This window comes from Paraburkholderia phytofirmans PsJN, from assembly GCF_000020125.1.
In the GTDB taxonomy this organism is placed as follows: domain Bacteria; phylum Pseudomonadota; class Gammaproteobacteria; order Burkholderiales; family Burkholderiaceae; genus Paraburkholderia; species Paraburkholderia phytofirmans.
This window is the reverse complement of the sequence record NC_010681.1, coordinates 1,559,994-1,572,598: the sequence shown is the minus strand read 5'-3', so window position 1 is coordinate 1,572,598 and position 12,605 is coordinate 1,559,994. Positions and strand designations below refer to the sequence as shown.

The 12,605-nt window shown below is 62.0% G+C and carries 12 protein-coding genes; 5 read left to right on the top strand and 7 right to left on the bottom strand.

Annotated elements, in window-relative coordinates; all coding sequences use genetic code 11:
• Positions 1 to 80 precede the first annotated feature (80 nt).
• The 4 genes from BPHYT_RS06945 to hemP all read left to right on the top strand — a co-directional run bounded on the left by BPHYT_RS06945 (position 81) and on the right by hemP (position 2,458).
• Positions 81 to 959 carry a pirin family protein gene (locus tag BPHYT_RS06945; RefSeq protein ID WP_012432435.1) on the top strand — a complete coding sequence of 293 codons (879 nt, stop codon included), beginning with the start codon at positions 81 to 83 and terminating at the stop codon, positions 957 to 959.
• Between the two features lie 139 nt (positions 960 to 1,098).
• Positions 1,099 to 1,497: an OsmC family protein gene (locus BPHYT_RS06940; protein ID WP_012432434.1), complete on the top strand. Its 399-nt coding sequence runs from the start codon at positions 1,099 to 1,101 to the stop codon at positions 1,495 to 1,497.
• A 24-nt stretch (positions 1,498 to 1,521) separates the two neighbouring features.
• Positions 1,522 to 2,004, top strand: coding sequence for an SRPBCC family protein (locus BPHYT_RS06935; protein ID WP_012432433.1), 483 nt, complete (start codon positions 1,522 to 1,524; stop codon positions 2,002 to 2,004).
• A 193-nt stretch (positions 2,005 to 2,197) separates the two neighbouring features.
• Entirely contained in the window at positions 2,198 to 2,458 is a 261-nt protein-coding gene (gene hemP, locus BPHYT_RS06930) for a hemin uptake protein HemP (RefSeq protein WP_012432432.1), read from the top strand.
• Between the two features lie 291 nt (positions 2,459 to 2,749).
• Here the strand turns inward: hemP and BPHYT_RS06925 are convergent, their stop codons facing one another.
• The 5 genes from BPHYT_RS06925 to uvrB form a co-directional block, all read right to left on the bottom strand.
• Positions 2,750 to 4,156 (bottom strand): 4Fe-4S binding protein, encoded by a 1,407-nt coding sequence (locus tag BPHYT_RS06925; protein ID WP_041758348.1) that lies wholly within the window; start codon positions 4,154 to 4,156, stop codon positions 2,750 to 2,752.
• Positions 4,153 to 4,998 carry an FTR1 family iron permease gene (locus BPHYT_RS06920; protein ID WP_012432430.1) on the bottom strand — a complete coding sequence of 282 codons (846 nt, stop codon included), beginning with the start codon at positions 4,996 to 4,998 and terminating at the stop codon, positions 4,153 to 4,155. Before BPHYT_RS06920 ends, BPHYT_RS06925 begins: the two co-directional genes overlap by 4 nt.
• Positions 4,999 to 5,067: 69 nt before the next feature.
• Positions 5,068 to 5,400 carry a cupredoxin domain-containing protein gene (locus BPHYT_RS06915; RefSeq protein WP_012432429.1) on the bottom strand — a complete coding sequence of 111 codons (333 nt, stop codon included), beginning with the start codon at positions 5,398 to 5,400 and terminating at the stop codon, positions 5,068 to 5,070.
• A gap of 165 nt (positions 5,401 to 5,565) precedes the next feature.
• The gene (locus tag BPHYT_RS06910) at positions 5,566 to 6,114 is read right to left on the bottom strand and encodes an iron transporter (protein ID WP_012432428.1); all 549 of its coding nucleotides are present in this window, start codon (positions 6,112 to 6,114) and stop codon (positions 5,566 to 5,568) included.
• 330 nt (positions 6,115 to 6,444) lie between these two features.
• The gene (gene uvrB, locus BPHYT_RS06905) at positions 6,445 to 8,538 is read right to left on the bottom strand and encodes an excinuclease ABC subunit UvrB (protein ID WP_012432427.1); all 2,094 of its coding nucleotides are present in this window, start codon (positions 8,536 to 8,538) and stop codon (positions 6,445 to 6,447) included.
• 457 nt (positions 8,539 to 8,995) lie between these two features.
• Here uvrB and BPHYT_RS06900 point away from each other — a divergent pair, with 457 nt between their 5' ends.
• Entirely contained in the window at positions 8,996 to 10,195 is a 1,200-nt protein-coding gene (locus BPHYT_RS06900; protein ID WP_012432426.1) for an amino acid aminotransferase, read from the top strand.
• 230 nt (positions 10,196 to 10,425) lie between these two features.
• Here BPHYT_RS06900 and BPHYT_RS06895 read toward each other — a convergent pair whose 3' ends face one another.
• Entirely contained in the window at positions 10,426 to 11,664 is a 1,239-nt protein-coding gene (locus BPHYT_RS06895) for a DUF3734 domain-containing protein (RefSeq protein ID WP_012432425.1), read from the bottom strand.
• 10 nt (positions 11,665 to 11,674) lie between these two features.
• Complete coding sequence (locus BPHYT_RS06890; RefSeq protein ID WP_012432424.1) at positions 11,675 to 12,472, bottom strand: 3-hydroxybutyrate dehydrogenase; 798 nt, start codon at positions 12,470 to 12,472, stop codon at positions 11,675 to 11,677.
• Positions 12,473 to 12,605: the final 133 nt, after the last annotated feature.

The following is a 12,605-nucleotide window of genomic DNA, read 5'->3' as shown; positions in this document are numbered from 1 at the left end:
CTGGCACCCCCGAAAACGGTCCCTATAATAGCTCCATGTTTCAAAAACAACGCTATTCCCGATTTTTTGAGGTGACTTTGATGAGCACGACCCGCACGATCGAACGCACGTTTCCGGCCGTTCGCACGACCGAGGGTGGCGGCTTTATCGTCCACCGCCCGTTTCCGACCCGCCTGCTAATGGACTTCGATCCGTTCCTGCTGCTCGACGAAATGGGCCCGATCGACTACGCGCCGGGCGAGGCGAAAGGCGCGCCGGATCATCCGCATCGCGGCTTCGAAACAGTCACGTACGTGCTCGAGGGCGAGTTCGGCCACAAGGATTCGGCCGGCCATTCCGGCACCCTGCGCGCCGGCGACGTGCAGTGGATGACCGCAGGCGCGGGCGTCGTGCACAGCGAGATGCCGGACCCGTCGTTCGTCCGCACGGGCGGACGCGTGCACGGAATACAGCTATGGGTGAATTTGCCGCGCCGCGACAAGATGATTGCGCCGCGCTACCAGGAAATCCCGTCGGCGAGCATTCCCGTGGCGACGTCCGCGGACGGCAAGGTGCGCGTCAAGGTGATCGCCGGCGAAGCGCTCGGCGTCAAAGCGGCAATCGAAACGCGTACGCCGATTCTGTATCAGCATTTCTCGCTGCAACCGGGGGCCACGATCCGGCAACCGGTGCCGGCCGACTATCGCGTGTTCGCCTATAGTTTGTCCGGCAAGGGCTTCTATGGCGAAGGCGAAGCGCGTCAAGAAGTCGACGCGCGGCAAATGGTTGTGTTTCAGAACGATGGCGGCGCCGTGACGCTCACGGCCGGCGCGGAGCCACTCGAGGTGCTGCTGCTAGGCGGCGTGCCGCTGAAGGAGCCCGTGGTGCGCTACGGCCCGTTCGTGATGAATACGGAAGACGAGATTCGTCAGGCCGTCGTGGATTACCAGGCCGGGCGCATGGGTGCGATCACGCATTAATTCGCCGCCCGGCGCATCACAACCGAGGGCGCGAAGGCCGGTGAATTCGTTCACAATAGCAATTCAGGCCGCGCGCCACGCCGTTCACTTATAACAGGCCGTGGCGCGCGGCAATTTCCGTCCCTGTTCAGGAGCGCGCATGGCAGAGTCCACCGTCACCGCCCACATCGGCTCGACGAATTTCCAGGTTCTTTTCGACGATGGCAAGCACACATGGCTCGCCGACGAACCCGAGTCGCTCGGCGGCGGCGATCGCGGGCCGACGCCCGTCTCGCTGCTGCTGTCGAGCCTCGGCGCGTGCACGTCGATTACGCTGAAGATGTACGCTCAGCGCAAGGACTGGCCGCTCGCCGACGTGCGCGTGACGCTCTCGCTCGAAACTGGCGACGCCGGTACGACCATCGACCGTAAGATCGTGCTCGAAGGCGACCTGTCCGATGAGCAGCGGGAACGGCTTTTGCAAATAGCCAATCAGTGCCCGGTCCACAAGATCCTCACGCATTCGATCACGATCCGTTCGGGGCTCGCCGTCGCTTAAACGCTTTCATAGGAAGCCGTCGTTTTGAATTTCGAACACCTTATCCAGATCAACGACCCGTTGAATCCGTTTGTCGAATCGATGACCCGCGAGCAATTGTGGGAAGGTCTCGTGCTGCGCGCCGAACAGCCGCAGCTGTTCGTGATGGGGCTCGACAGTTGCACGATCCTTTCGCGCGAAGGCAACGTACTCGAACGGGAATTGCACTACGGCCAGGCCACGGTGCGTGACCGCGTCACGCTCGCGGAAAGCCAGAGCGTGCGCTACGACATTCTGCCGACGGCCGACTACGTTGGCGGCTCGCTCACCATGACCATCGAGCAACCGGACGAACTGCAGTTGTTCCTGCGCTTCGAATACGCGACCACGCTGCCCGAGTCGACCGACCCTGATGCGCATCAGACGCAGGAGATCGTGAAGTCGGCGTATCGGGAGAACGATATCGATACCGTTCGGCTGATTCGCCAGTTTGTGCAGGCGAAGCAGGAACCCGGCTCGTTGCATTGAACATCGCGCGGGCGCCCTGCCCGCCATAGAGCGCAAGACCACCGGAACGAGCAGTTGGTCGTTCTCCAGACTCCCGTCCGCCTTTAAGCTTTCCTGACTATCGAAATTCAAATCCGATCAATTTCTCTTCCTTGTAAATGGGAATAGTTATCATTTAGAATTAATCCATCGAATCGACCAACAGCAAAAACGAATGACCGATCTCACGCGCCCTTCCACACTCAGCCTGCGCCGTCCGGCGGCCGCGCTGACCAGCCGTCCGAAAACGTCGACGGCAACGGTAACCGGCCAGAAGCCTGGCGCGGACCGCGCCAACGGTTCGGGCGAGACGTCGGCGCGGGTCGTTCAAAGCGACACCTTGCTGCAGGGACATAGCCACGTCAGCATCGTGCATAACGGCGAGACCTACCAGCTGCGGGCCACGCGCTTAGGCAAGCTGATCCTGACGAAGTAGGAATGAATAGCAGTTAGTACCGGGTATTGTGGGGACCACCTCCCAGAGAGGTGTTGGGCAGTAGCCAGCCACGACGGCTTGCACGTGAGAACTAGACCCCTTCGTGCAGACACCAAGCCAGCCGTCGCAGCAAGCCAAGCCGCTTTTTTTGGTTCTCACTCGATACGGCGACACGCTACTTTGTGCGTCGATCATGCGGAAAATGAAAAAGCCGTGGGATGATTTCATCTCCACGGCTTTTTGTTTGGCCAGGCGCGGACTAGTGCAACCGCGTTAAAAGCATCGAGCACGTTACTTCGAAGCCCAGCCCCAGAACATCAGCCACCACGCGCTATCGACCACGGCCAACGCCGCGGCGAACCACACCATCGCGAGGCCGCGTTGAACGAAACGCTCGCTGTAGCGACGCGTCACGAGCCAGGCGAGCCATGCGCTCCACAGGTTGGCAATCGCCAGAATCGCGATGCGCATATCCGACGCCCACCACAGCGACACATGCTCCGCGCGCAGCAGCGACAGCGTGGTCGCGGACAGACCGAGAAACACGCCCGCGCCAGCAATCGGAATCAGCCCTTGCGTCAAATGATGCAGACGCACGCCATTGAAGCGCCCCAGCATGCGCGTCGCGCCCATCAGCAGCACCAGTAGCACGGTGCCGTACACCAACGCCGTGGCGAGGATGTAGCCGATCACCATCGTGCCGTCGAGCCACGAAAACACGTCGTTCTGTTCGGGGTAATGCGTGAACAGGAACCACGGCGCGTTGGTGTCGAGCGGCCACGTGATGTCGTGATCGACCAGCCAGTTCGCGAGGAAAATCTTCAGATCGACGAACCAGCGCGACGCGGTCCAGTGAAACGCGCCGATCGCGATGCCCAGCAGGCCGTACAGGATCAACGCGGTATCCCACGGGTTGGCCTGCTTGTCGCCCAACTGCACCACTTCCGACGACGGCGCACGCCATGTCAACGCAATCGCGTCGCGGTGGCCGCTGCAGCGGCCGCACATATGGCAGTCCGACGCGCCCTTCATATTGCGCAAGGGCACGAGCGGCGCGCAATTGATCGGAATCACGCGATGCCCATGCTCGCCGTTCTTGTACGAACGGCGCCATGCCTCTTCATCGACTTTGTAGTGAAACGGCGCGAGCCGCGCCAGAAGCGAAAAAACCCCGTTGACGGGGCAGAGGTATTTGCACCAGACGCGCTTCTCGCGTCCGTATAGCAAGCCGATGATCATCGCCGCGAAGGTCGAGCCGCCTAACACCAGCAGCACGGCTTTCGGATACTGGTAGACGCTCACCATCTGACCGTAAATGGTGGTGATGCCGAACGCGACGAACGGCCAGCCGCCCCAGCGCATCCAGTGCGGGATCGCCCTGCCTCGGCCGTATTTGCTGGCGAATTCGGCGAGCGCGCCTTCGGGACATAGCACCCCGCACCAGACACGACCGAGCATGACCATCGAGAGCAACACGAACGGCCACCAGATACCCCAGAACACGAACTGCGCGGCGAGCGTCAGGTTGTTCCACAAGTGCGCCGAGTCGTCCGGCAGCGGCATCACCGCCGGCACCAGAATCAGAAACGCGTACACCGCCACCACGACCCATTGAATGCCGCGAATCGCGGCACCGTGACGCTGCATCCACTGCCCGGCCGCGGCGAGGCGGCCTGGGCGGGTCATTACCGTACTCATGCCGTGCGCCCAGCGGCTTGTCGTGCCGGCTTGCGATTCGCGCGGCGCAGCAGCAGGTAGACCACACCCCAGTAAGCCGCATAAGCGATCAGATTCATCAACGCCGGGTGAGCGCGATAGCCGGTGAGCGTGGCAACCAGCGAACCGAAGGTGCTCGAATCGTCGAGGACCGCCGACGAATTCCACATCTGATCGATGATGGTCGGCAGGATTTCCTTGTCGATCAGCTTGTCCACACCGGTCTGGAACAGACCCGCGCCGAGGAACAGCAGCATGATTTCCGTGATGCGGAAAAAGAGCCGCCACGAGAAGATCTTGCCGCCCAACTGCAGGATATAGAAGGTCAGGAACGCGAGCGCCAGGCCGATCACGACCGCGAGCATCTGGCTGGCGCCCACGTGACCCGATTGGCCGAAGCCGAGGCCGTACAGAAAGATCACCGTCTCGCTGCCTTCACGCGCGATCGCCAACGCTACCAACAAGGCGACGCCCCACCAGTTCGAATCGCGCTGGCTCTTTTGCAGCGACTGTTCCATGTCGCGCTTGAGCGTGCGGCCGTGCTGCTTCATCCACAGCACCATCTGCACGATCAGCACGCAGGCGACCAGCACCATCGCGGTCTGGAAATAATCCTGCGCGTCGCCGGAGAGCACTTCGGTGAAACCCACCAGCGCGGCGCCGAGCGCCACCGCCGCAATCAGACCGGCTGCCACGCCGCCCCACAGGTACGGCAAACCGCGGCGCGCGTCGTCGTCGCCATTTTTCAGCCACGCGTACAGGATGCCGACGACCAGCAACGCCTCGACACTTTCCCGCCACACGATGAATAGAATCTGACCCATCAAGCTCTCCCTTCTTCTGGTCTGGCGAGCGCGCAACCCGTCAGGGCTCTGCGCTCGCGTCCCAAGTCACTACTTTGCGACGATGACGCCCTGCGCCTGCTGGTGAAAATCGTCGAAAAACTTGTACTCGCCCGGCTCGAGCGGCGCGATCACGACGAACGAATCCGCGCCCGGCGCCAACACTTTTTCCTTACGCAACTGCACGCTTTCGAATTCGGCCGCGCCTTTGCCCGTGTTGCGCACTTCGATCTTGATACGCTGTCCCGCCGGCACTTCGATGCGGGCCGGATTCAGCTTGCCGTCGTTCATTTCCAGCTTGAAGGTCGGCAGGTCGGCCGCCTGCGCCGCGCTTGCCAGCAAAACCGTGGCGGCGAAGATCGCGATCTTTCGGTTGATTCTCATTAGCCCATCCGGAAAACGCGGCGCGTTGGCAGTCGATCGCCAATGCGCCGTGTGCTGCACTGACTCGTTCGGCCTCATTCGGCCATTCATTCACCCACTCATCGAGCCATCCATTCACGCGCGGCCACTCGGCAAAGCGTACTCACGCGTGATGATGCGCGGCGATCAGTAACCGCCCTTCTTGCCGATGCCGGCGTACGCGAAGTCGTATTCGAGGGTGATCGGCTTGAACCACGGACCCACGCCGGTTTCCTTGTCGACGTGGCGGCCGAACGCCATGTGGCCCGATTGCATCGGCGCCTCGACAACCATCTTCAGGTGATACTTGCCCGGGCCTTGCAGCTTGACGTTGTCGCCGTAGTGCGGGCCGTCGTTGGCGACCATCGGCATCAGGTCGCCCTTTTGCGTCTGAGTCGAACCGGCTTTCGTCAGTTCGTAGTGCACTTGCAGATACGGCATCCAGTCGCCTTCGGCGAAGCCGGTCGGGTTGTTCTTGACCGCGTGAATGTCGGCTTCCAGGTGGATGTCCGAATCCGAGGCTTTGCGCATCATGCCTTCGGGTTCCATCGTGATCGGCTGCAGATAGACCGCATTGATTTCCATGCCGCCATGAATCTGCTGCTTGCCGATCGGATATTCCGCCGCCGTTGCCGAGAACGCCGCGACTGCGGCCACCGCTGCTGCGCCACCACGCACAAATGAAGAAATCCGCATTGAAACTCCTTATTTTTATCAGACTGGAATCGAACCCATTGGAACAGTGCGTCGCGCATGCCGTGCGATGCAGCGGTCGCGGCGCTTGCACGCCGCGATAATCGTCGGCGGGCGGCATTACGAACGTTAATGCGAACCATTCTCAATATTGGTCGAGTTTATCATTGATCGCATGGGAGAACAAATGAGAACGCGCGGCAAGCCTTGTGGCAGCAGGGTCTTAAGGCGCAGTTAAGGAAGCGCTGGGGAGGAAGTGATGCGATGCCGGGCGAGCGTCCGGCATGGATCGATCGGGCGCGGCGCACAGCCGCGCCCCAGGCGCGCGGGCGATTAATCGGCGCCCGACACGTGATCGCCGACGTTCGCGCCGAACACGCGCTGGCGCAGCAGCGCGAGCTGGTCGCGGGTCTGCGCGGCCTTCTCGAACTCAAGGTTCTTGGCGTGCTCCATCATCTGCTTTTCGAGGCGCTTGAGTTCCTTGGCAAGCTGCTTCTCGGACATGTCCTCGAATTTCGCGCGCGCCTGCTGTTCCTTCAGTTCGGCGCGGGCGTCGTCGACGTTGTACACGCCGTCGATAATGTCGCGAATGCGCTTGACCACGCCGCGCGGCGTAATGCCGTTCGCGAGGTTGAAGGCGATCTGCTTGTTGCGCCGCCGCTCGGTTTCGTCGATGGCACGGCGCATCGAGTCCGTGATTTTGTCCCCGTAGAGAATCGCCTTGCCGTTCACGTTGCGCGCCGCCCGGCCGATGGTCTGGATCAGCGAGCGCTCGGCGCGCAGAAAGCCTTCCTTGTCCGCGTCGAGAATCGCGACCAGCGACACTTCCGGAATATCCAGCCCTTCGCGCAACAGGTTGATCCCGACCAGCACGTCGAAGGTGCCCAGACGCAGATCGCGGATAATTTCCACCCGCTCCACGGTGTCGATGTCGCTGTGCAGATAACGCACCTTGACGCCGTGGTCGGCCAGAAACTCGGTCAACTGTTCGGCCATGCGCTTGGTCAGCACCGTGACCAGCACGCGGTCACCCGCCTTGACGCGCTCGTTGATCTCGCCGAGTACGTCGTCGACCTGGCTGCGAGCCGGACGCACCTCGATTTCTGGATCGACGAGGCCGGTCGGACGCACCAGTTGTTCGGCCACCTGCCCTGCCGTCTTCTGCTCGTAGTCCGCCGGCGTGGCCGACACGAACACCACCTGGCGCATCTTGCGCTCGAACTCGTTGAACTTGAGCGGCCGGTTGTCGAGCGCCGACGGCAGGCGGAAACCGTAGTCGACCAGATTTTCCTTACGCGCGCGGTCGCCGTTGTACATGCCGTTCAGCTGGCCGATCAGCACGTGCGATTCGTCGAGCAGCATGAGCGCGTCCGACGGCAGATAGTCGACCAGCGTAGGCGGCGGCTCGCCGGGCGCCGCGCCCGAGAAGTGCCGTGAGTAGTTCTCGATGCCCTTGCAGAAGCCGAGTTCCTGCAGCATTTCCAGGTCGAAGCGCGTGCGCTGTTCGAGCCGCTGCGCTTCGACGAGCTTGCCGCCGCTATAGAAGAATTCGAGCCGCTCGCGCAGTTCGGCCTTGATCGTTTCGACCGCGCGCACCACGGTATCGCGCGGCGTCACATAGTGCGACGACGGATACACCGTGAAGCGCGGAATCTTTTGACGCACGCGGCCCGTGAGCGGATCGAATAGTTGCAGGGTTTCGATTTCGTCGTCGAACAACTCGACGCGCACCGCCATCTCGGCGTGCTCGGCCGGAAAGATATCGATCGTGTCGCCGCGCACGCGGAACGAGCCGCGCTGGAAGTCGGCCTCGTTGCGGTTGTACTGCATGGCGATCAGACGCGCGATGATGTCGCGCTGGCCGAGCTTGTCGCCGGTGCGCAGCGTCAGAATCATTTTGTGATATTCAGACGGGTTGCCGATACCGTAAATGGCCGACACGGTAGCGACGATCACCACGTCGCGCCGCTCCATCAGACTCTTGGTGGCCGACAGCCGCATCTGCTCGATGTGCTCGTTGATCGACGAGTCCTTCTCGATGAACAGATCGCGCTGCGGCACGTACGCTTCCGGCTGGTAGTAGTCGTAGTACGAGACGAAGTACTCGACCGCATTGCGCGGGAAGAACTCGCGGAACTCGGAGTAGAGTTGCGCGGCGAGCGTCTTGTTCGGCGCGAACACAATGGCCGGGCGGCCGAGCCGCGCGATCGTATTGGCCATCGTGAAGGTCTTGCCGGAACCGGTCACACCGAGCAGCGTCTGGAACGAGAGGCCATCTTCGACGCCTTCGACGAGCGTGTCGATCGCCGTGGGCTGGTCGCCGGCGGGCGGATACGGCTGGTATAGCTGGAACGGCGAGCCTTCGAATCGGACAAATTTGGATTCGTCCAGCGTTTCGTCGGCTTCAGTCAGATGTTGTTCGGACATGGGGGGGCGGTACCGGGCCTTGGGGGCAAAGAACTATTCTAACGGGTTGCGGGAATCGAAGATCGAGCGGGTCTGCGTAGGGTTTTGGGGAGTCGCGCGGGCCGGTTCAGGCGCAATGCTGTGGCCCTTTGGGCGCAGTCGCGTGGCATTCGCTTACGGCGACCGAACTGCCGCAACGAGCCCTGATTCCGCCGGCTGCGGGCCGCTTTCCGGCTATCTTCAGGCGGCCTGGCGGACAGCGTCGTGGTTTGCAGTTGGCGCCGGAGTGCCTGTTTTTCAAGCAAAAAATTCCCTACGAGCGGCGTTGGCGTCCGAAAAATGGGCGCGAATTCGTTACAATGCGAAGTTGCGCCCGGTCGCTGCCGCCCGCAGCGCGTCCACGTTTTGCGTCGGACGCCGCTGGCCCGGCCGTCCGCGATCGAAGCCGCCCTCTTCTCACTACTGCTGCCCACCCATCATGTCTCTGTTCTCCGCCGTCGAACTTGCTCCCCGCGACCCGATTCTGGGCCTGAACGAAGCCTTCAACGCCGATGCGCGCACCACCAAGGTCAATCTTGGCGTCGGCGTGTATTTCAACGAAGAAGGCAAGATTCCGCTGCTGCGCGCCGTGCGCGACGCCGAAAAGGCGCGCGTCGAAGCTGCGCTGCCGCGCGGGTATCTGCCGATCGAAGGCATTGCCGCTTACGACGCCGCCGTGCAGAAACTGCTGCTCGGCAACGACTCGCCGCTGATCGCAGCGGGCCGCGTTGTGACGGCGCAGGCATTGGGCGGCACGGGCGCGTTGAAGATCGGCGCGGATTTCCTGAAGCGCCTGAATCCGAACGCGAAGGTCGCGATCAGCGATCCGAGCTGGGAAAACCATCGTGCGCTGTTCGAAAGCGCAGGCTTCGAAGTCGTGTCGTATCCGTACTACGACGCGCAAACCCACGGCGTGAATTTCGACGCCATGCTGAGCGCGCTGAACAGCTACGCAGCAGGCACCGTCGTTGTTTTGCACGCGTGCTGCCATAACCCGACCGGCGTGGACCTGAGCGTCGAGCAATGGAAGCAGATCGTCGAAGTGGTCAAGGCGCGCAACCTGGTGCCGTTCCTCGACATCGCTTACCAAGGTTTCGGCGACAACATCGAATCGGACGCTGCAGCCGTGCGTCTTTTCGCAGCGTCGGAACTGAACGTGTTCGTGTCGTCGTCGTTCTCGAAGTCGTTCTCGCTGTACGGCGAGCGCGTCGGCGCGCTGTCGGTGATCACGGCAAGCAAGGAAGAATCCGCTCGCGTGCTGTCGCAACTCAAGCGCGTGATCCGCACGAACTACTCGAACCCGCCGACGCACGGCGGCTCGGTAGTTGCGGCGGTGCTCGCATCGCCGCAACTGCGCGCCACGTGGGAAACCGAACTGGCCGAAATGCGTGACCGTATTCGCGCCATGCGCAACGGTCTGGTCGAACGCCTGAAGGCAAGCGGCGTGGATCGCGATTTCAGCTTCGTGAACGCGCAACGCGGCATGTTCTCGTACTCGGGTCTGACGGCGCCGCAAGTGGACCGCCTGCGTGAAGAGTTCGGCATCTATGCCGTGAGCACCGGTCGCATCTGCGTGGCTGCGCTGAATACGCGCAATCTCGATGTGGTGGCCAGCGCGGTCGCTCACGTGCTGAAGTAAGGTATTGGCGGGCGCGGGCATGCACTGCACGCGCTCTGCTGAAACTGGTTCTGGAAACGGCGCCCTTTTAGGGCGCCGTTTTTGTTTGTGGCCCGGTGGCGGTTTGCAACGTGCTTGTTGCTGATTGCCGGTTGCTTATTGCTTGAACAGGGCCGTTTTCGATACTGCCAAGGGCTGCCACGATTGCCGCGTCTCACCTCGGTCACGCGCTACTCAGACTCGTGACTCCTTCAGCGCGCATCCCGATGGATATCGTGCGTGACAAAGCCCGCGTCGTTATCCGGCATGTCGAGCCAATCGGGTTGCGCGAGCGAATGGCGGATGTCCTCCAAACCGCTTTGCCAATGTTCCCGCATCGTCGACAGGCCGAATTGAAAGTCCTTGTAGTGACCTTCGTATTCCTTGTGGCGGTAGATCAGATGGACCACGTTGTAGCGCTTCGAACACGAGAGATCCTCGGCCAGCTTGCACCACGGGTCGTCACGCTGATCGGACGGCACGCGATCCAGCACCTCGCGCAACACATGCCGGAAACGCTGCGACCGCTGCAGCATATCGGTCACGAGACGGGTGCGGCTCGAATACTGGATGTCTTTCATGCGCCCTTGCACGTCGGTGATGTTGTCCGGCACCGGTCCGATCGCGCTCCAGAGATCGACCTGGAAGGCGAGCGTGTCGCGACGCGGCGTGGACTGGATCACCTCATAGAGCGGCGTGTTCGACATCAAGCCGCCGTCCCAGTAGTACTGACCATCGATCTCGACCGCCGCGAAACCGGGCGGCAACGCGCCTGACGCCATGAAATGCTCGGGCCTGAGCGTTGTATGCGTGTTATCGAAGTACGCGAAATTTCCCGTACCGCAATTGACCGCCCCGACCGAGACGCGCATTTCTTTCGAATTGATCCGGTCGAAATCGCAGAACGCTTCGAGCGTGGCCTTCAACGGCGTGGTGTCGTAATAGCTGGCCAATTGCGGCGGCCCGGACACCGTGGGCAACGGCGGCGGGAAGCGCGGCACAAAAAAGCCCTTCTGCCCCTCGACGATGGCGCCCACGGCCTGCGTTGCCGTGAAGGCCTTGCGTATTGCGTCGCTGGAATTGAAGAGAGCGTGCTCGATGAACGCAGGCAGCGGCGGCCCGAAGGCCGGCTGGCAGATCGTCTCCCAGAATTGCAGCAGCCGTTCAACGCGCTTTTCAGGCGGATTGCCGGCGATGATTGCCGTATTCAACGCGCCGATCGAAATGCCGGCCAGCCAGTTCGGTTCGATGCCGGCCTCGTAAAGTCCCTGAAAGACACCGGCCTGATAAGCGCCCAGGGCGCCACCGCCTTGCAGCATCAAGGCGACGGTTTCGTACTTGGGCAAATGGAGGTGCCGGCCGGGATGCGTGGCGGGCGCCGGACCGGCGCCCTCGCCTTCCCCGTCGCCGGGCGCGCCGACGCGCGCCCGCTTGAGATTGCGTTGCGCCATAGGCACCCCCTTATTGCATGTACCAGCCGTGGCTCACAATAAAGGACTGGCCGGTCAGCGCCGCCGTCGGGAACGTGGACAGGAACAGCACCGTTTGCGCGACGTCTTCCACCGTGGTGAAGACACCGTCGACCGTGCCGCCCAGCATGACGCGCTTGATCACGTCTTCCTCGCTGATGCCCAGTTCCTTGGCCTGCTCGGGAATCTGCTTGTCGACGAGCGGCGTGCGCACGAAACCCGGACACACGACATGCGAGCGCACGTTGTGCTTCGCGCCTTCTTTAGCCAGCACGCGCGCGAGACCCAGCAGCGCGTGCTTGGCCGTCACATAGGCCGATTTGAGCGGCGACGCTTCGTGCGAGTGGACCGAGCCCATGTAGATCACGATGCCGCCGCGATCGTCCTTGTACATGTGCTTGAGCGCGGCCTTGGTGGTCAGGAACGCGCCGTCCACGTGGATTGCCTGCATCTTCTTCCAATCCGAAAACGAATAGTTTTCGATCGGATTGACGATCTGGATGCCGGCGTTGGAAATGAGGATATCCACCGAGCCGAGTTCCGCGGCCACTTTGTCGATGCCCTGATTGACGGCGTCTTCGCTCGTGACGTCCATCGCCACGCCGATTGCCTTGCCGCCGGCCTTTTTGATTTCTTCAGCGACAGCGTTCGCGCCGTCCTGATTCAGGTCGGCGATCGCGACAGCCGCGCCTGCTGCGGAAAGAGTCAGCGCAATCTGCTTGCCGATGCCGCTTGCGGCGCCCGTAACAACCGCAACCTTGCCATTCAGATTCGTGTTCGTTGACGACATCCATAACCTCCATGCAGTTGATGAGCAATGAGACCACGGGCCGCGGGCGGCGGGAAGTCAGCCAGACGACATAGGCCGTCTGGCCGAATGCTGCACTGCGGCCAACGCTGCTATTGTGCATGAACCGCGTGAA